The 16,679-nt window shown below is 70.8% G+C and carries 20 protein-coding genes; 11 read left to right on the top strand and 9 right to left on the bottom strand.

Annotated elements, in window-relative coordinates; genetic code table 11:
- Positions 1-93 precede the first annotated feature (93 nt).
- On the top strand, positions 94-2,079 hold the full coding sequence (locus tag ACZ3I4_RS08740) for a S9 family peptidase (RefSeq protein WP_465381285.1): 1,986 nt from the start codon (positions 94-96) through the stop codon (positions 2,077-2,079).
- A 3-nt stretch (positions 2,080-2,082) separates the two neighbouring features.
- Here the strand turns inward: ACZ3I4_RS08740 and ACZ3I4_RS08735 are convergent, their stop codons facing one another.
- Positions 2,083-2,913, bottom strand: coding sequence for a phytanoyl-CoA dioxygenase family protein (locus ACZ3I4_RS08735; protein WP_465381284.1), 831 nt, complete (start codon positions 2,911-2,913; stop codon positions 2,083-2,085).
- Positions 2,914-2,968: 55 nt separating this feature from the next.
- Here ACZ3I4_RS08735 and ACZ3I4_RS08730 point away from each other — a divergent pair, with 55 nt between their 5' ends.
- From ACZ3I4_RS08730 to ACZ3I4_RS08720, 3 genes are all read left to right on the top strand, one after another.
- Positions 2,969-4,006 (top strand): LacI family DNA-binding transcriptional regulator, encoded by a 1,038-nt coding sequence (locus tag ACZ3I4_RS08730; RefSeq protein ID WP_465381283.1) that lies wholly within the window; start codon positions 2,969-2,971, stop codon positions 4,004-4,006.
- Positions 4,007-4,058: 52 nt separating this feature from the next.
- Positions 4,059-5,651, top strand: coding sequence for a M28 family peptidase (locus ACZ3I4_RS08725; protein WP_465381282.1), 1,593 nt, complete (start codon positions 4,059-4,061; stop codon positions 5,649-5,651).
- Positions 5,652-5,714: 63 nt separating this feature from the next.
- Complete coding sequence (locus tag ACZ3I4_RS08720) at positions 5,715-5,924, top strand: dodecin (protein WP_133871881.1); 210 nt, start codon at positions 5,715-5,717, stop codon at positions 5,922-5,924.
- A 152-nt stretch (positions 5,925-6,076) separates the two neighbouring features.
- On the opposite strand, the gene ACZ3I4_RS08715 is transcribed toward ACZ3I4_RS08720, so the two are convergent.
- Positions 6,077-6,490, bottom strand: coding sequence for a MarR family winged helix-turn-helix transcriptional regulator (locus ACZ3I4_RS08715; protein ID WP_465381281.1), 414 nt, complete (start codon positions 6,488-6,490; stop codon positions 6,077-6,079).
- Between the two features lie 64 nt (positions 6,491-6,554).
- On the opposite strand from ACZ3I4_RS08715, the gene ACZ3I4_RS08710 reads away from it, so the two are divergent.
- Positions 6,555-7,244, top strand: coding sequence for a TIGR03086 family metal-binding protein (locus tag ACZ3I4_RS08710; protein ID WP_465381280.1), 690 nt, complete (start codon positions 6,555-6,557; stop codon positions 7,242-7,244).
- 45 nt (positions 7,245-7,289) lie between these two features.
- Here the strand turns inward: ACZ3I4_RS08710 and ACZ3I4_RS08705 are convergent, their stop codons facing one another.
- The gene (locus ACZ3I4_RS08705) at positions 7,290-7,949 is read right to left on the bottom strand and encodes an MSMEG_1061 family FMN-dependent PPOX-type flavoprotein (protein ID WP_465381279.1); all 660 of its coding nucleotides are present in this window, start codon (positions 7,947-7,949) and stop codon (positions 7,290-7,292) included.
- Positions 7,950-7,999: 50 nt separating this feature from the next.
- Between ACZ3I4_RS08705 and ACZ3I4_RS08700 the strand changes: the two genes are divergently transcribed.
- Positions 8,000-8,782, top strand: coding sequence for a phytanoyl-CoA dioxygenase family protein (locus tag ACZ3I4_RS08700; protein ID WP_465381278.1), 783 nt, complete (start codon positions 8,000-8,002; stop codon positions 8,780-8,782).
- Positions 8,783-8,928: 146 nt separating this feature from the next.
- A complete protein-coding gene (locus ACZ3I4_RS08695; protein WP_465381277.1) occupies positions 8,929-10,137 on the top strand; it encodes a glycosyltransferase 87 family protein in 1,209 nt (402 codons plus the stop codon).
- A 94-nt stretch (positions 10,138-10,231) separates the two neighbouring features.
- Here ACZ3I4_RS08695 and ACZ3I4_RS08690 read toward each other — a convergent pair whose 3' ends face one another.
- Positions 10,232-11,227, bottom strand: a complete 996-nt coding sequence (locus tag ACZ3I4_RS08690) for an alcohol dehydrogenase catalytic domain-containing protein (protein WP_465381276.1) — start codon at positions 11,225-11,227, stop codon at positions 10,232-10,234.
- Positions 11,228-11,370: 143 nt separating this feature from the next.
- The gene (locus tag ACZ3I4_RS08685) at positions 11,371-11,970 is read right to left on the bottom strand and encodes an NADPH-dependent F420 reductase (RefSeq protein ID WP_465381275.1); all 600 of its coding nucleotides are present in this window, start codon (positions 11,968-11,970) and stop codon (positions 11,371-11,373) included.
- 166 nt (positions 11,971-12,136) lie between these two features.
- Between ACZ3I4_RS08685 and ACZ3I4_RS08680 the strand changes: the two genes are divergently transcribed.
- Complete coding sequence (locus tag ACZ3I4_RS08680) at positions 12,137-12,748, top strand: TetR/AcrR family transcriptional regulator (protein WP_465381274.1); 612 nt, start codon at positions 12,137-12,139, stop codon at positions 12,746-12,748.
- 7 nt (positions 12,749-12,755) lie between these two features.
- On the opposite strand, the gene paaI is transcribed toward ACZ3I4_RS08680, so the two are convergent.
- Complete coding sequence (gene paaI, locus ACZ3I4_RS08675; protein WP_465381273.1) at positions 12,756-13,172, bottom strand: hydroxyphenylacetyl-CoA thioesterase PaaI; 417 nt, start codon at positions 13,170-13,172, stop codon at positions 12,756-12,758.
- Between the two features lie 87 nt (positions 13,173-13,259).
- Here paaI and ACZ3I4_RS08670 point away from each other — a divergent pair, with 87 nt between their 5' ends.
- Positions 13,260-14,501, top strand: a complete 1,242-nt coding sequence (locus ACZ3I4_RS08670; protein WP_465381272.1) for a YndJ family transporter — start codon at positions 13,260-13,262, stop codon at positions 14,499-14,501.
- On the top strand, positions 14,498-14,785 hold the full coding sequence (locus tag ACZ3I4_RS08665; protein ID WP_465381271.1) for a hypothetical protein: 288 nt from the start codon (positions 14,498-14,500) through the stop codon (positions 14,783-14,785). The genes ACZ3I4_RS08670 and ACZ3I4_RS08665 overlap by 4 nt, the downstream gene beginning before the upstream one ends.
- Here ACZ3I4_RS08665 and ACZ3I4_RS08660 read toward each other — a convergent pair.
- Together ACZ3I4_RS08660 and ACZ3I4_RS08655 are read right to left on the bottom strand one after the other, a co-directional pair.
- Positions 14,782-15,189 carry a PPOX class F420-dependent oxidoreductase gene (locus ACZ3I4_RS08660; RefSeq protein WP_465381270.1) on the bottom strand — a complete coding sequence of 136 codons (408 nt, stop codon included), beginning with the start codon at positions 15,187-15,189 and terminating at the stop codon, positions 14,782-14,784. The two genes, ACZ3I4_RS08665 and ACZ3I4_RS08660, sit on opposite strands and share 4 nt — an antisense overlap.
- Positions 15,190-15,192: 3 nt before the next feature.
- Positions 15,193-15,834: a DNA-3-methyladenine glycosylase family protein gene (locus ACZ3I4_RS08655; RefSeq protein WP_465381269.1), complete on the bottom strand. Its 642-nt coding sequence runs from the start codon at positions 15,832-15,834 to the stop codon at positions 15,193-15,195.
- A 204-nt stretch (positions 15,835-16,038) separates the two neighbouring features.
- On the opposite strand from ACZ3I4_RS08655, the gene ACZ3I4_RS08650 reads away from it, so the two are divergent.
- Complete coding sequence (locus ACZ3I4_RS08650; RefSeq protein WP_465381268.1) at positions 16,039-16,293, top strand: hypothetical protein; 255 nt, start codon at positions 16,039-16,041, stop codon at positions 16,291-16,293.
- Positions 16,294-16,316: 23 nt separating this feature from the next.
- On the opposite strand, the gene ACZ3I4_RS08645 is transcribed toward ACZ3I4_RS08650, so the two are convergent.
- Positions 16,317-16,649, bottom strand: a complete 333-nt coding sequence (locus ACZ3I4_RS08645; protein ID WP_465381267.1) for a hypothetical protein — start codon at positions 16,647-16,649, stop codon at positions 16,317-16,319.
- Positions 16,650-16,679 lie beyond the last annotated feature (30 nt).

Genomic DNA, 16,679 nt, shown 5'->3' with positions numbered 1-16,679 from the left:
TGCAGGCTAACGACCTTTTCGCCGCAATGAGGCGGGTCGTCATAGGACGTTTCAGGGTCGGTAACACCCGGCGGCGGTGATAGAACAGGTCAGGTGACTGCCTTCGCGGATCTCGATGCGTACGTTCGTCTCTCTCACGTCGACGGGCTGTGGCTCTCGCCCGACGGGCGCCGGCTCGTGGTCGGTGCGGGCACGCCCAACAAGGAGAACAACCGGTATGTCACCTCGCTGTGGGAGGTCGACCCGGAGGGGCAGCGGCCCGCGCGGCGACTGACCCGCAGCGTCAAGGGCGAGGCGGCGGCCGCTTTCACGCCCGACGGCGATCTGCTGTTCACCTCGTCGCGGCCCGACGTGGAGGGCGACGACGACTCGGCGCTCTGGCGGCAGCCCGCCGCCGGTGGCGACTCCGAGGTGATCGCCAAGCTGCCCGGCGGGCTGCACGGCGTCCGGGTCAGCGCGAACGGCACGCTGGTGGCCGGCTCGGCGGTGCTGCCGTCGGCCGAGGGTGCCGCGGCCGACGAGGACGCCCGCGAGCGGCGCAAGGAGGCCGGGGTCTCGGCGATCCTGCACGAGGGCTTCCCGGTGCGGTTCTGGGACCACGATCTCGGGCCCGCGCGGCCCCGGCTGGTGACCGCGTCCCTGGCCGGCGAGCTCGAGCTGCGCGACGTGACCGGGCACGTCGGACCGGCGCTGGACATGGACACCCCGGGGGACTGGGACCTCACCCCGGACGGGCGTACGGTCGTCACCGCCTGGGTGGTCGCCGAACCGGCCGGGTCGCAGCGCACCGCGATCGTCGCGATCGACGTGGCCACCGGCGAGCGGCGCGCGATCGCCGACGACCCCGGTCACGAGTACGACAACCCGCGCGTCTCGCCCGACGGCGCCACGGTGGCGTTCTTGGTGCGCGCCCGGTCCACCCCGGACGAGCCGGGCGACGTCTGGCTCGCGGTCGCTCCGGTGGCGGGCGGCGCCGTACGCGCTCTGACCGCCGACTGGGACCGCTGGCCCGGCCCCGCCCGCTGGACGCCCGACGGCACGGCCCTGATCGTGGCGGCCGACGACGACGGGCGCTCGCCGCTGTGGCGGGTCGACGCCGGATCCGGCCAGGTCACCAGGCTGACCTCCGACAACGGCTCCTACCGCGACGTCCGTGTCGCGCCGGACGGCCGGTGGGCGTACGCGATGCGCAGCGCCGTCGACAGCCCGCCCTCGCCGGTCCGGGTGAGCCTGGCCGGCCCGGCCCCGGTCGAGTTCCTGCGTGGCCCGGCCGAGACCCCGGAGCTGCCCGGGCGCCTCGAGGAGGTCGAAACGACGACAGCCGACGGCGCCCGCGTACGGGCGTGGCTGGCTCTTCCGCACGGTGACGGGGCCTTCCCCCTGGTGCTGAAGATCCACGGCGGTCCGGTCAGCTCCTGGAACTCCTGGTCGTGGCGCTGGAACCCGTGGGTGTGGGTGGCCCGCGGCTACGCCGTGCTGATGCCCGACCCGGCCCTGTCGACCGGCTACGGATACGAGTTCATCAAGCGTGGCTGGGGAGCGTGGGGTGACAAGCCGTACACCGACCTGATGGCCATCACCGACGCCGTCGTCGCCCGCCCCGACATCGACGAGACGCGGACGGCCGCCGCCGGGGGCTCGTTCGGCGGCTACATGGCCAACTGGATCGCCGGGCACACCGGCCGCTTCGACGCCATCGTCACCCACGCCTCGCTGTGGTCGCTCGACCAGTTCGGCGCGACCACCGACCACTCGTTCTACTGGTCCCGCGAGATGAGCCCCGAGCGCCAGTGGGAAAACTCGCCGCACCGCTTCGCCGACGCCATCACCACGCCCATGCTGGTCATCCACGGTGACAAGGACTACCGGGTGCCGGTCGGCGAGGCGCTGCGCCTGTGGTGGGACCTGATGTCCCGCTCCGGCGCGGAGGGCGTGCCGCACAAGTTCCTCTACTACCCCGACGAGAACCACTGGATCCTCACCCCGGGCAACGCCAAGGCCTGGTACGCCACCGTGCTGGCCTTCCTCGACCACCACGTACGCGGCGAGAAGTGGCAGCGCCCCGGCCTGCTCGACTGAGCCCTAGGCTTCGCCCATCACCAGGCCCTCGATGGTGTGCTTCTGGGTGATCGGGGTGAGCTTGTCGGCGATCGGGCAGTGCAGGTGGTCGCGGACCTGCTGGGGCAGCGCGTCCCAGTAGGCCTGGGTGACGGCCATGGCGTGCTTGTCGCCGTTGCCGGCGTCGGGGGCGTCCACGCCGAGCACCAGCACCGGGCGCGACAGCTCCGACTTGTTGGCCGTGCCGCGGTGGATGGTGAGCGCCGAACGGGCCGAGATGTCGCCGCGCTGGGGGTATTTGCGCACGGCCAGCTCGTTGTAGCGGGCGTAGTGCGGCTTGGGCGGGAACATGTCGTGACCGAACTCGGGGCTGTCGTCGAACTGGGTGCCCGGGGCGATCTCGAACGGGCCCATGTCGTCGGTGGTGTCGACGCCGGTCAGGTTGAAGGCCAGCGAGTTGAGCCGGCCCTCCTGGCGGGTGACCTCGGGCATCGGGAAGTCACGGTGCCACGGCTGGTTGACCGCGCCGGCGAACGGGATGTCGAAACCGAGCTCGACGATCTCGTACTGCGGGCCGAGCACGGCCGTGCAGACGGCGGTGACCCACGGGTGGGTGACCAGGTCGGCGAAGCCGCGAAGCTGTTCCGGGTGGATCTCGACGTAGTAGCGCTTCGGCCCGCGGCCGACCGCGCCGCCGGGACGGGCGATGGCCTCGGCGAACGCCGCCTCGATGTCCTCGCGCATGGCGTCGGCCCACTCGACGCTGAACGCGCCGCGCAGCGCCGTGATGCCGTCGGTGTAGATGGCTTCGCGGGCCTTCGCGCCCGCCTCGGTGGCGTTGATGGCAGTCGTCATACCCTCAGTTTGCAACGTGGCATGCCACGTTGCAAGTGGAAGTTAGGATGGTCTTGTGGGAGCCAATCTGAGACAGGTCGCGGAGCGCGCCGGCGTCTCCGTCCGCACGGTGTCCAACGTGGTTTCCGGCTTCCCGATGGTCTCGCCGCAGACCCGGGAACGGGTGCAGCGGGTGATCGACGAGCTGCAGTACCGGCCCAACGCCGCCGCCCGGCACCTGCGCGGCGGGCGGTCGGGGCTGGTCGCGCTGGTGCTGCCCGAGATCGCGTCGCCCTACTTCGGCGAGCTGGCCGGGCATCTGGCCGACGCCGCCGAGGCGTACGCGTGGACGTTGCTCGTGCAGCAGACCGGCGGTGACGCCGCCCGCGAGAGAGAACTCCTCGATGGCGTACGCGGTCAGGCCGTCGACGGTCTGATCATGAGCCCGTGGGCCCTGTCGCCGGCCGAGCTGACCCGGCGGCCCGACAGCGCCCCGCTCGTGCTGCTGGGGGAGCAGGACGCCGACGGGCTGCTCGACCACGTGGCGATCGACAACGTGGCCGGGGCGGCCGCCCTGACCCGCCACCTGATCGCGAGCGGACGCACCCGGATCGCCGCCATCGGGTTGCAGCCGCACCTCGAGAACGGCACCGCGGCGCGGCGTGCGCAGGGTTACCGGCAGGCGCTGGCCGCGGCCGGGATCCCGTACGGGAAGGAACTCGAAGTCGAAGTGGAGAGCCTGCACCGGGCCGACGGCGCCGCGGCGATGAGCCGGCTGCTCGACCGCGGAACCGCGATCGACGCGGTGTTCTGCTTCACCGACCAGCTCGCCCTGGGCGCGATGCACGTCGCCGTCGAACGGGGGCTGCGCGTGCCCGGCGATCTCGCGGTGGCCGGTTTCGACGACATCGAGGACGGCCGGTACGCCAACCCGGCGCTGACCACCGTCTCGCCGGACAAGGCCGCCCTGGCCGACGCCGCCCTCGCGTGCCTGGCCGAGCGGGTCGCCCGCCGCGATGATCCGCCACCGCCACGCCGGATCATCGTGCCGCACCACCTGGAGGTGCGTGGTAGTGCTCCTACTAAAGGAGGTTCCGCGTCACTCATCGACTGATTTAGGTTGCTGGATGTCACGGTTCCATGTTCGACAGACAGGGGAGCACAACGTGGTGTCTCGCACTCGAAGACGTCTGGGCGCCGTTCTGGCCGCCGCCGTCCTGCTCGGTGGCTTCGCCGTCGCGCAGCCGGCCCAGGCGTCCGGCCACTCCGTCAAAGACCTGACCAAGTCCGTCACGCTGGCCGGCGTGATGCGCCACCTCGTGGCCTTCCAGGCGATCGCCAAGCTCAACGGCAACACCCGGGCTTCGGGAACCCCCGGATACACCCGCAGCGCCGACTATGTCGCCACCCTCATGCGCGCGGCCGGCTATCGCGTGACGCGGCAGCCGTTCCCGTTCAACTTCTGTGAGGACGAGGCTTCCTCCTTCGCCCAGACCGCGCCGGCCCCGGCCACATATGTGGATCAGGTGGACTACGACGTGCTGGACTGCTCGGGCAACGGCACGGCGACGGGCACGGTCGTGCCGGTCGACCTGCAGCTGACCACGCCGAACACCAGCACCTCGGGCTGCGAGGCGGCCGACTTCGTGGGCGTGCCCGGCAAGATCGCCCTGATCCAGCGCGGCGGCTGCGCCTTCGGAGTGAAGGCGGCCAACGCCGAGGCCGCGGGGGCGATCGCGGTGATCGTCATGAACCAGGGTGACACCGCGAACCCCGACCGCCAGGACCTGTACTTCGGCACGCTCGGCACGCCGGTCGGCATCCCGGCCATCGCGGTGTCCTATCCGCGCGGGGTCGCGTTCGCCGGCACCCCGGGCCTGACCGTGACCATCTCGGCCGACACGGTCGCCGAGGTGCGCCAGACCGAGAACGTCATCGCCGAGTCCCGCTACGGCGACGCCGGCAACGTCGTCATGACCGGCGCCCACCTCGACTCGGTTCCGGCCGGGCCCGGCATCAACGACAACGGCACCGGCAGCGCCGGGATCCTCGAGGTCGCGCTGCAGATGCGTCACCAGAAGACCAAGAACAAGCTGCGGTTCGCCTGGTGGGGCGCCGAGGAGGCCAACCTGGTCGGCTCGACGTACTACGTGAACAACCTGACCGAGGCCGACCACGCCAAGATCCGGCTGTACCTCAACTTCGACATGATCGGCTCGCCCAACTACACGTTCGGCGTGTACGACGGCGACGACTCGGCCGCCAGCGGCGCCGGTCCCGGGCCGGCCGGCTCGGCCCAGATCGAGGCGGTCTTCCAGCGGTTCTTCGCCGCCCGCAAGCAGGCCACGGCGGCCTCCGACTTCAGCGGCCGTTCCGACTACGGTCCGTTCATCGGCACCGGCATCCCGGCCGGCGGCCTGTTCACCGGGGCCGAGGTCGAAAAGACCGCGGACGACGTGGCGAAGTGGGGCGGGATCGCGGGGGTGGCCTACGACCCGTGCTACCACGAGGCGTGCGACAGCTTCACGCCCGAACGCGACGGCGCCGACAAGGCCGTCTACGCCCAGCTGCGTAAGAGCTACAAGCTGATCGGCAACATCAACACGTTCGCGCTCGACACGAACGCTGACGCGGTCGCCACGGCGGTGGCCACCTTCGCCCAGGACACGTCGTCGATCCCGCCGCGCACCACGGCGGCCGCGGCCCGCTCCCGGTCGGCGGCGGCTCCGGCCGGCGCCCACGGACACGCGATTTCGTAGCAGCCCGCGTTCCGGCCCGTCGCAGCATGATTGAGTGGGGTGATCCAGATCGAGGAGGCTCTCATGGGTAATCACGTGTACCGGCTCACCGAGGTCGTCGGAAGCAGCCAGGAGAGCGTCGACGACGCGATCCGCACGGCGATCCGCAAGGCGGCCCAGACCGTACGAAACATCGAGTGGTTCGAGTCCCAGGAGATCCGAGGCCAGGTCGTCGACGGCGACGTCGCCTACTTCCAGGTACGCCTGAAGATCGGCTTCCGGGTCGAGGACTGATCGGTCATCGGCCGGTGGGCGGATCCTGTTTCCGCTCACCGGCCGGTCGCGCGTTCGACTGCCACCGGTTCGAACACCACCGGCTCACCGCTTTCCGTACCAGCGTCACTAGGGCCAAGACTATTCCGGCGGCCGCGTCCCTGGCCGGTGGCTCAGCCGGGGCTCAAGCCGGTCAGGATGCGTACGAAGGCCTCGCGCTCGTCGGGTGGGAAGGCGCTCAACAGGTCTTCCTCGGCGGCGCGGATCTCGGATTGGATTGCCTCGTGGAGGCGGCGCCCGGCGGGGGTCAGGTCGAGCAGCCGGACCCGCCGGTCGGACGGGTCGGGCTCGCGCTCGATGAGGCCGCGTCTCTGCAGCTCGTCGAGCACGGGGATGAGCCGTGTCTTGTCGGCGCCGATGCCCGCGGCCAGCGCGGCCTGGGTGCGCATCGAGCGTTCGCGCAGGGCGGTCAGCACCGCGTACGCCCACATCGACACGTCGTGCCGGTCCAGGATCGGCTGCTCCAGCGCCAGCAGTCGCCGTCCCAGCCGGAACACCATGGCGCCCAGGTCATCGCGCTCGTTCACGAGGTCTACTCCTACCACCTCGCCGCCCCTTGACTAACCATAAGCAGGCGCAGATGATAAGCACATGCTTACGTTTGAGATCGATGCTCGACCCGCCGACGCCGCCGCGGTCCGCGACACCGTGGAGCTGGTCCACAAGATCACCGACGCCGATCTGACGCGGCCCACGCCCTGCGCCGGCTGGGACCTGGCCGCGTTGCTGGCCCACATGACCGACCAGCACTACGTCTTCGCCCGCGCCGCCGGAGCATCACCCGGGGCCGTCGGCGATCACGAACGGACCGCCGGGGCGTCAACGGCGGCGGCCGGCGGGCGCCATGAGGACGTGGGGGCGTTGCCGGGGGTCGGCGGGTGCCATGAGCGGGACGTTGGGGCGTCATTCGAGGCCGTTGGGCGCTACGAGCAGGCGGCCGGTGTGGTGGTCGAGGCCTTCGCGGCCGTCGCGGATCTGGACCAGCCCTTTCGGATTCCCGAGTTCGGCCGGGCCGTCCCGGGCCGCCTGGCGATCGGGTTCCACCTGGTCGACTACGTCGTGCACGGCTGGGATGTGGCCCGCACGCTGGGCGTTCCCTACACTCCCGGCATTGACGCGCTCACGCTCGCGCTGACCGTGGCCTGCGCCGTCCCCGACGGCCCGGAACGCCGGACTGACGCGTCCCCCTTCGCCCCCGCGCTTCCCGTGCCTCCGGGCGCGGACGCCTTGACCGAAACCCTGCTGCTGCTTGGCCGCGACCCTTCCCACCCGTTGGTGTGAGCGGCGTGAGTCGGTGCGGGCCAGCGTGCGCACGCGATCGGTCCGTTACTCGTACCGGTACTTCAGCGCGTCCGCCTCCGTCTGCTCGATGTCGGAGATCGTCAGCTCCGGCCGCCGCAGCTGGGCCAGCGTCACCTCGGCCGAGGTCGGCTGCGCGTCCGCCGGCAGCCACTGGTCGGGCTTCCAGACCGAGCCGCGCAGGAACGACTTGGGGCAGTGCGGGTAGACCTCGTCGATCGCCACCACCAGCGCGCTGGCCGGGGGCTTGCCCACGGCGGTCAGCTGCGACAGCAGGTCCGGGCGGGTGGAGACGCAGGCCCGGCCGTTCACCCGCAGCGTCGTGGAGCGTCCCGGAATGACGAACATCAGCCCGGCCCGTCCGGTGGCGATGATGTTCTGCAGGCTGTCCAGGCGCTTGTTGCCGGTCGCGTCGGGTATGGCCACCGTCCGCGAGTCGAGAACGCTGACGAACCCGGCCGGGCCGCCGCGCGGCGAGACGTCACAGTTGCCGTGGGCGTCCACGCTGGCCACCAGGACCAGCGATGCGCAGTCGATCAATCGCCGGGTCGGCTCGGTGAGTTCGGTCATCTGCTTCCGTACGGCCGCGTCGTTGGGAAGGGCGTAGACGCGGCGCAGCGCCTCCTGGTCGGGCAGGGCATCGAGGCGCAGCGAGTCGAAGGCGCTGGCGGCGAGGGCTGGATCCATCCACCGAAACTAATGGACCGCATCCCGGCGTGCGGTTAGGTTTTTCGGCTATGACGCAGAAGCATGACGTTGCAGCGGGTCCGGATGTCGCGCTCCGGGACGACGGCTTTGTCGTGCTGCGAGGCTTGTTGTCCGAGGCGGAGCTGGCGGCGGCCCGCGAGCACGCGGACGACCTGCTGAGCGGCGCGAGCTGGAGCGACAACGACTTCGACGGCCGCCGCACCCGCCGCGTCTATGCGCTGCTGAGCCGCGTCGGGTCGCTCGAGCCGCTGCTTCTCCATCCCGATGTGCACCGCCTGGTCACCGCGAGCCTGGGCCGGGTCTACCAGTTCGGCATGCTGTTCCTGTCCGCCGTCGATCCGGGCCAGGGTGCCCAGAAGCCGCATTTCGACGCCGGGGTCTACCCCCTGCCCCGCGAAGTGGAGGCGGAGACCAACGTCATCTGGGCTCTCGACGACTTCACGCCGGCCAACGGCGCCACTTTGATCGCTCCGGGGAGCCACCGCTGGGCCGCCGGCCGCCGCCCGGCCGCGTCGGAACTCGTTCCCGCTGTCATGCCCGCCGGCAGCGCCCTGGTCTACAGCGGTCGCCTCTGGCACGCCGCCGGGCACAACACCGCCGAGACCACACGCCGAGCCCTGATCTGCGAACACGTCCTGCCGTGGCTCCGTCCGGCCGACAACCACATCCTGTCTACCGGGGCCGACCAGCTGCGACGTCTGAGCCCCGGACTCCGGCGCCTGGCCGGAGTGGCCGCCGCCGGCGATTACCTCGGTTTCGTCGCAGGCCAGGACCCCGAACAATGGTTGCAGGCCTCGATCGAGCGAGCCTGAGCCCGGTGCGCGGGCCCGCAGGACAGCCGGCCCGCGCACTACGATGCGATCATGAATCCCCTCATGGCGGCCGCCGAGGCCCCACCGCGAGTTCGCGTGCGCGGGGCGTGCGACCGGATCGCCGCCTCCCGCCGGCTTCCGCTCCAGTGAGGCAGTCACGCGCGCTGCAGGGGTTCGTCCCGGTGCTGGCCGTGGTTGTCGCGGCCGCCGTGATTGCCGGGGCGGTCGACTGGGCCGAGGTGCCCGCCCGGCTCAGCGTGCACGGGGAGTTCGTCGACCTTTCCGTTTATCAGTACGGCGGCCGGCTGGTGCTGGACCATCTGCCGCTCTACGGCTCCCGCGATCCGGCCACGAACCTGCGGTTCACCTATCCGCCGTTCGCGGCGGTGGCCATGGTGCCGCTGGCGCTGTTGCCGGGCTGGCTCGCCACAGCGCTGTGGACCGCGGCCTCGGTGGGCGCGCTGGCCGGGGTCATCGTGGTGGTGGGCCGGGCGATGCGCCAACCCATGCCGGGATGGCTGGTCGCACTGCTGACCGCTGGTGCTTTCGCCCTGGAACCGGTGTGGCAGAACCTGACCTTCGGCCAGATCAACCTGTTGCTGATGCTCGCGGTGCTCTTCGATCTGGTTCATCCGGAACGGCGCTGGTCGGGTGTGCTCGTGGGCATCGCCGCCGGGGTAAAGCTGACCCCGCTCGTGTTCGTCGTGCTGCTGGTGCTGATCGGTCGCCGGACGACAGCGGGACGGGCGATCCTGGCCTTCGTCGGCACCATCGCGATCGGCTTCGCGGTGGTGCCGAGCTCGGCCCGCACCTACTGGTCCGACAACCTCGTCAGCGCGGGCCGAGTCGGTCCTCCGGAACTGGCCCACAACCAGTCGGTCTTCGGCGCCCTCACCCGGGTGCTCGACCGTCCGCCCTCGACGATCCTGTGGTTCGCGGTCGCTGCGCCGCTCGCTCTGGCCCTCGTGGCCGTCGGCGCCCTGTGGTGGCGTCGCGGCGACCGGGTGCTCGGCGCCGGTTTCGGAGCGCTGGCCATGTTGCTCGCTTCGCCGGTCTCCTGGTCCCACCACTGGGTGTGGGCCGTCCCCATCGGGCTGGCCCTGTGGGCGCACAACCGCTGGGCGAGCATCGTCTGGACGGCGGTGTTCGTGCTCCGCCCGTTCGTGTGGCCCCCATGGGGTGATCGCCGCGAGTTCAAGTGGGGACTGCTCGACCACATACCCGGAAACGCCTACCTTCTCGTCGCGCTGGCCCTCGGCGTCTTGGCGGCGGTGGAACTCCGTCGCCGCGCCGACCCGCTCGCCGGCCTTCCCGGCCCCGAGAAGCTGCGCTCGGCCCCGCCCACCCTCCCGTAGCGACGGCGACGGCGACGGCCCAACCGTGACGCCGCCTCCGTCACTGGCCGGCCCTCCCGAGGCACGGTAAGCGGTAGACGCCGGCCGGGCGTACTCAGAAGTTGATTACGGTCTTTCCGATCGTCCGCCTGCCCTCGGCCAACTCGTGGGCTGTTCTCATCGCGTCCACGGTCAGGCCGTCGAGCACCGTCGTGGCGATGGGACGCAGCCGGCCCGCGACGACGTCCGCGGCCAGTTCGGCCAGGATCCGGCCCTGGGCGGCGATGTCGCCGCCGGTCGTGAACCTGCTGAAGACGGTCTCGGTGTGCAGCGACACGGACTTGCCGGCGAGCGGTCCGAGATCGAGGGGACCGTTGAGATCGATGGCGGCAAGGTGACCGAACGGCCGCAGGGTCTCGGCGATCCAGCTGACGTTGCCGGTGGTCCCCGACGTGGACAAGACCAGGTCGATGTGGTCGAAGCCGGCGTCGCGCAGCTGACCGGGGACGTTTCCGGTGTGGTCGACGACCACGTCCGCTCCCATCCTCGTGCACCAGTCGCGTGATTCGGGACGCGAGGCCGTGCTCGCCACCAGGGCCGGGGTCCTGCTCTTGAGCAGCTGGGCCGCCATGGATCCCACGCCGCCGGCGCCGCCGACGATCAGCACCCGGTCGATTCCCGCGGTCAGGCTGTCGTGATCGCGGAACAGGGCCTCCCAGGCGGTGAGCCCGCCGATGGGGAGTGATGCTGCGTCGGAGAAGGACAGCCGGTCGGGAATTCTGGCCGCTACACGGTGGTCGACCGCGAGCCGCTCGGCCCAGGCGCCGTCCCGGGCCGGGTCTCCGGTGCCCATGACGCGATCGCCGACCGTGAAGCCCGTGGTTTCCGGTCCCACGGCCTCGACCACCCCGGCGAATTCCCAGCCGAGGATGAGGCGCCCGCCCGGTTCGGCGCTGCGCATCTGCCGGATCATCGCCTCACCAGGGTTGATCCCGACGGCGTGGATCCGGACGAGCAGGTCCGTGTCGCGCAGCCGTGGCTCCGCGGTGTCGACGAGTTCGATGGCGAACGCGTCGAGTGAGTGGGCCTTCTCGTAAGCGAGGGCTTTCATGTGGTGCTCCTGTCGTGCCGGGGGAGTGGCTTCGGTGCTCGCCCGGGGTGATTTCGATGGACGAGACGGGCTGCTGGGACGCGCGAGGAGCCGGAACGTGTCGTCCGCGATCGGGCCGGCCCTGCGGTCATGGTTTGGGCCGGTCAGTCCTGCTTGAGGGCGTGCAGGGCCGAGAGCGGGCCGCCGACCTGCATCAGCCGGCTGCCGTCCCGCAACGACCCGGCGTCCACCGGCGCGAAGCCGATCTGCTCGGTGACCGCCCGGAAGCCGGTTTTCGCGTCCGCGTCGTCCCCGGCGTAGAAGAGCAGCTGGCGGCCCTCCGCGTGCCGCGGGTCGGGCGCGATGTACTGGGCGAACAGCGTGTTGAACGCCTTGATTACGCGTGCGCCGGGAGTGTGCCGGGCGACGAATTCACTGCCCGTCTCCGTACCTAGATCGACATAGTGTCCGGGAGCCGAGCCGGTCAGCTGGTTGGTGGTGTCGACCAGGATCCGGTCGTCCCATGCGGGCACGCCGGCCAGCGCGGCCGGGATGTCCGCCCACCGGACCGCGAGGAACACCATCTCCGCCTCGGCGGCCTCGGCGACTGTTGCGGCGCGGGCCGACGACCCCAGCCGGGCCACCGTGTCACCCAGTGCCGCCGGGCCGCGCCGGGCGCTCAGAACGACGCGATGACCGGCGGTCACCAGATGTCCGGCGATGGCCTGCCCGATCGTGCCCGCTCCGATGAATCCGAAGTTCACCAGCGTCTTCCTCTCCGACCGCCTTTTGATGTCGTACGACATCGAAAGTATGATTGTGCTCGACATCATTAGCTGTCAAGTCCGAGGCGCTTTTTTGATGTCGGGTATCATCGCAACGGCGAGGTGCGCCCGCAGCGGGCGCCGTCTTGGCGAGGAGGTGGCCGAGGTGCCACGCATCACCCAGGAGCAGAAGAAGCTCAACCGCGAAAAGATCGTCCGGGCGGCCGGCGAGGGCTTCCGGTTGCACGGCGTCGACGGGATCGGCATCGAGGACCTGATGAAGACCGCCGGGATGACGCACGGAGGCTTCTACAACCACTTCTCGTCGAAGGAAGATCTCGCCCTCGAGGTCTACCGTCAGGGCTTCACCGACTCACTGGACGCGCTCGCCGCCATCCGCAAGGCCCATCCGCGCTCCGCCCGGGCTGCGCTGCACGACATGGTCGACACCTACCTGACGGCCGCCCACCGTGATCACCCGGAGACCGGCTGCGCCTCAGCCGCCCTGGCCGTCGACGCCGGACGCCACGGCGCCCCGTCTCAGGCCGAGTATCAGCGCGGGCTCGACGGATACCTAGGCGCCATCACCGAGATGGTGCTCGATCGCGCGCGCCAGTCCGGCGCGGAGCCGACCGCGGCCGAGGCCCGCGAGCAGGCCGTGGCGCTGTTCAGTCAGATGGTCGGCGCGATGGTCATCTCGCGGGCGGTCGCCGAGGCCGACCCCGCACTGTCCGACGAGATCCTGGCCACCAACCGCAAGCAGCTCCGGCAGAGGTAAGCCAGCCTCAGGTGATCGGACGGCCCAGCGAACGGCTGCGGCCGCGGAACTCGGCCAGCACGGTGCCGTCTTCGCGTGTGACGGTGACGTCGTAGAGGCCGGAACGCCCGCGCCGGGCGCGCTCGACTGCGTGGGCCCGCAGCAGATCCCCGGCGTGGCCCGCCTCCAGAAAAGTGATGTCGAAGCCGGCCGCGACGGTCACTTCCCCGTACGTGTTGCAGGCGACCGCGAACGCACTGTCGGCCAGCGAGGCCAGCAGCCCGCCGTGCAGAAGCGCGTATCCGTTGACCATGTCGTCCCGGACACGCATGGTGAGCACCGCCCACCCGGGCCCGACGTCGCCGAGCTCGATGCCCAGGCTCCGGCTGGCCGCGTCCCGCCCGAGCATGATCTCCGCCCCGCGGCGCGCGACCTCGTCCGACATCCGAGCAACCTAACACTGGCCCGAACGCGCGAATCGTCACCCATGCTATCTTGAACGTGTTCAGTTGAACGTGTTCAAGGAGGCGTCATGGATCGCCTGACCGGGCCCGGCTGGGTGGGGCTCTACGTAGTGGTCGCGGTGTGCGTGCTGCTGTTCGTGCCGCTCGGGCTGGGTGCGCTGAACCGGGGGGACCGGCTCGTGCGGTGGTGGCCGGCGGTCGCGGTGCCCGCCGTCGTGGCCATGACGCTGCCGCGGGGGTGGGTCGCCGGGCTGCTCTGCGTGCCCTATCTGCTGGCCTGCTCGGCGGTGCCGGTGCTGCTCCGGCGCGACTGGCTGATGGCCTTCGCGGCGGCCTGCCTGCCCGTGGCCGCGGCGGGGCTGGCCGCCGAGCGCGCGGGCTATGCGCTTCTCGGGTTCCCGCCCGGCATTCTCGGGCTCACCGCCGCGCATTTCCACGTGGCCGGATTCGGCGCGATGCTGCTGCTCGCGCTGACCAGCGAACGTAAGCTCCTGGCCCCGGCGGGGGTGGCCGTCGTCGGGCTCGGGTTCGTGGTCGGAGGACCGACCGGCGACCTCATCGAGCTTCTCGGGGCCGGGCTGCTGAGCGCGGGGCTGTGGCTGGCGATCGCCTCGCGTACGGGGAAGGCCTTTCGATTCTTGCTGGCTCTGAGCGTGCTGACCATGGGGCTCGCGCTGCTGTACGCGTCGGGGCAGGTCGTCGAGTTGCCGCACCTCGACCTGACGTGGATGGTGCTCACTCACGGCGTGCTGAACGCGGCCGCCGTGCTCACCGCCCTGCTCGTCGTCTACGCCGGACGCTCACAAACGCACACCTGGACGCACCGGATCGGCGCCGGACGGGCGCGCTTCGAGACGGCCTCGACGGCGCTGCTCACCTGGGAGATGCACCGCCGGGGCGGGGCCTGGGTCGACCCGTCCACGCCGCCGGCCTTCGAGGGGCAGCGGATGCGCGCCGACATCGGCTTCGGCCACTTCCGGCTGCCGGAGCCGTGCGAGGTGCTCGAAGTTGCGCGTTCGGACAATCGCACGTCGATGCACTACCTCGCGCTGCCCGGTCACACCTTCGAGGGTGACGAACGCTTCACAGTTCTGCTCGACCCCGACGGGACCGTGCGTTTCCAGGTCGAGGTCACCGCCAAGCCGGCCCGGACGATCAGCCGCCTGGCCGGGCCCGCCGTTCCCGTCGTGCAGTGGCTGTTCATCGCACGCTGCGCACGGGCCCTGGCCCGCCACACGATCTCGCCGACCGGCTACAGCGAGGCCGCCGAGACGCACGATCAAGCTCCCGCCGTACGATCGGAGCCGTGACGGCGCTGCGATGGTACGGCGGAATTGCCCTGGTGGTGTTCGGCATTGTGCCGACGGTGATGCTCGCGCTGCTGGTCAGTGGCGGCCACACGCCGTCGTCGGTGGGTTACCTGCTGCTGGTCGGCATCCCCTTGATCGGCGCCGCGGCGGTCTTCGCCGTACGGGGAATCATGGGTCCCGAGCCGGAGGAGGCCGCGCGCCGGCTGCACCTGAGCATGGCCCTGGTGGCCGGCGCCGACCTGCTGATGCTGGGCGGAAACGCCCTGATCAGGATGGGGGCCTAGGCCTTCAGATCGCCCCAGACGTGCCAGCGGTCGATCACCAGGCGGCCGCTGACGCGCGGGCGTTCGCGGTTCGGATACGCGTCGCCGCCGTAGTGCCGGGACAGCGCGTCGATGTCCTTCAGGTCGATGTCGTCGGTCAGCTCCCCGACGCGTCCCTGCAGGCTCACGTGCGTGTACCAGTCGTCCTTGTCGAGCACGGTCAGCGACACCCGGGGATCGTTCTGCAGGTGCTTGAGCCGGGCCCGCCCGCCATCGAGGTTGAGCAGCACCCGCCCGTCGTCCTCGAAGAGATACCAGGTCGCCACGGTTACGGGGCGTCCGTCCTTCCCCAGGGTGGCCATCACGGCCGGGTTGGGCTGGCGGAGCATGGCGGCGACGTGCTCGGGCAAAGGTTCGGTAGACATGACTCAAAGCCTAGGGCCTGCTGCTCCCGCGGCCAGATAGTGCTGCCAGAGGAGGCGGGCGGCGACCGCTCGCCACGGCCGCCAGGCTTCGGCCCGCAAGGTCGTCGCGGCCGGTGAGGGCAGGGCCGGCAGTTCCCACAGCTCGGCGATCGCGGCGATCACGGCGAGGTCGCCGGCCGGCCACGCGTCGGGCCGCCCCAGGGCCGAGAGCTGATAGATCGACGACGTCCACGGCCCGATCCCCGGGACCGCCCGCAACAGCCGGTCCGCTTCCTGAGCGTCGAGTTCGCCCAGCGTGTCCAGCGGCAGCGACCCCTCGGCGACGGCATTGGCCGCGGCCCGGGCGTACCGGGCCTTCTGCCGGCTGAACCCGGCCGAGCGCAGCTGCGGGTCGTCCAGCGCGAGCAGGTTCTCGGGGGTGAGCGGATCGGCCAGCGCCAGCAGCCGGTCGAACGCGGCCCGCGCCGACGCGAGTGACACCTGCTGTTCCAGCATGATGTGCACCAGCGACGCCAGGCCGGGCTCGCGGGTCCACATCAGCGGAAACCCGTGGCGTTGGACCACAGTGGCGAAGCGAGGCTCGCGCCGGGTCAGTTCCGCCACGCCGCGGCGCAGGTCCGCCTCGGTCATCGGGCCGGTCAGCATGACTCCCACCGTAGTGATCGCCGGGCCGGGGCCGTGCACGCCGGACTGCCCGTCCCGGGGCGGTTATCCGTCCGGCCGACGGCCAGTGGGCCGGGCGGACGACCCCCTGCGGCGGAGAATCCGATCTTGAGGTCGCGCCGCCGCACGATCGCGCCCCCCGAAGCCCACACTCTGATCACTGATCATGACTTCGGGGTGGCACAGATGGCGGCAGGAATCAGCATCACCGGTCTCGTCGACGAGTTCGTCTCGACCCTTCGCCTGCACGGCGTGCGGATCGAGCGGCAGGCCGTCGAGGCGGAAGTGGGCGAGCGGCTGGGGGACATCGCGGAACGGCTCGGGGTCGGCGTGAACGCGGTCCTGCGCGATTACGCGTCCCGGGAGTGGGGGCGGCAGATGGCGATGGCCGTGGTCGCGCAGATCCGCGAGGACCACCTGCTCGACGCGACCCCGCGGTGATCACTGAACCGGTTCAGACCGGATCAGTGTGCAGGGGCCGGCCGCGACCCGGCGTTGTGGCGGCCGGGATGGCCGTCGAACAGGCCGCAGTCCTCCTTGTCGGCCCGCGGCGCCGGGCACCAGGTGTACGGGTTGATCTCGGACGCGCTCAGCGTCCACTGAATCCACCACATCGTGGCCTCCACCTGCTGCCCGAGCGCGGCGTGCGAGCCTTCGTGCCCGCGTTCGAGCTCGCAGCCCAGTTCGGACTGCACGCTCGGCGCCTCGGTCGGTAGCCCGTTGAAGAAGGCCAGCTGGGCCGCGTCGAGGGTGACGCGAGCGGGACAGTTCATCACATCCGGACATTCGATCGACATGCTTCCATGCTTTCCCGTTTCCGGCCCAAC

Source organism: Actinoplanes sp. NPDC021490 (genome assembly GCF_055562135.1).
The sequence above is the reverse complement of the archived record's forward strand: the minus strand, read 5'-3'. Positions and strand labels throughout refer to the sequence as shown.

Coding starts and splice junctions, on each gene's coding strand:
- ACZ3I4_RS08735 (WP_465381284.1), bottom strand. CDS start 2,913: ATGACGACTGCCATCAACGCCACCGAGGCGGGCGCGAAGGCCCGCGAA.
- ACZ3I4_RS08720 (WP_133871881.1), top strand. CDS start 5,715: ATGGGTAATCACGTGTACCGGCTCACCGAGGTCGTCGGAAGCAGCCAG.
- ACZ3I4_RS08710 (WP_465381280.1), top strand. CDS start 6,555: ATGCTTACGTTTGAGATCGATGCTCGACCCGCCGACGCCGCCGCGGTC.
- ACZ3I4_RS08705 (WP_465381279.1), bottom strand. CDS start 7,949: ATGGATCCAGCCCTCGCCGCCAGCGCCTTCGACTCGCTGCGCCTCGAT.
- ACZ3I4_RS08700 (WP_465381278.1), top strand. CDS start 8,000: ATGACGCAGAAGCATGACGTTGCAGCGGGTCCGGATGTCGCGCTCCGG.
- ACZ3I4_RS08690 (WP_465381276.1), bottom strand. CDS start 11,227: ATGAAAGCCCTCGCTTACGAGAAGGCCCACTCACTCGACGCGTTCGCC.
- paaI (WP_465381273.1), bottom strand. CDS start 13,172: ATGTCGGACGAGGTCGCGCGCCGCGGGGCGGAGATCATGCTCGGGCGG.
- ACZ3I4_RS08670 (WP_465381272.1), top strand. CDS start 13,260: ATGGATCGCCTGACCGGGCCCGGCTGGGTGGGGCTCTACGTAGTGGTC.
- ACZ3I4_RS08660 (WP_465381270.1), bottom strand. CDS start 15,189: ATGTCTACCGAACCTTTGCCCGAGCACGTCGCCGCCATGCTCCGCCAG.
- ACZ3I4_RS08655 (WP_465381269.1), bottom strand. CDS start 15,834: ATGCTGACCGGCCCGATGACCGAGGCGGACCTGCGCCGCGGCGTGGCG.
- ACZ3I4_RS08650 (WP_465381268.1), top strand. CDS start 16,039: ATGGCGGCAGGAATCAGCATCACCGGTCTCGTCGACGAGTTCGTCTCG.
- ACZ3I4_RS08645 (WP_465381267.1), bottom strand. CDS start 16,649: ATGTCGATCGAATGTCCGGATGTGATGAACTGTCCCGCTCGCGTCACC.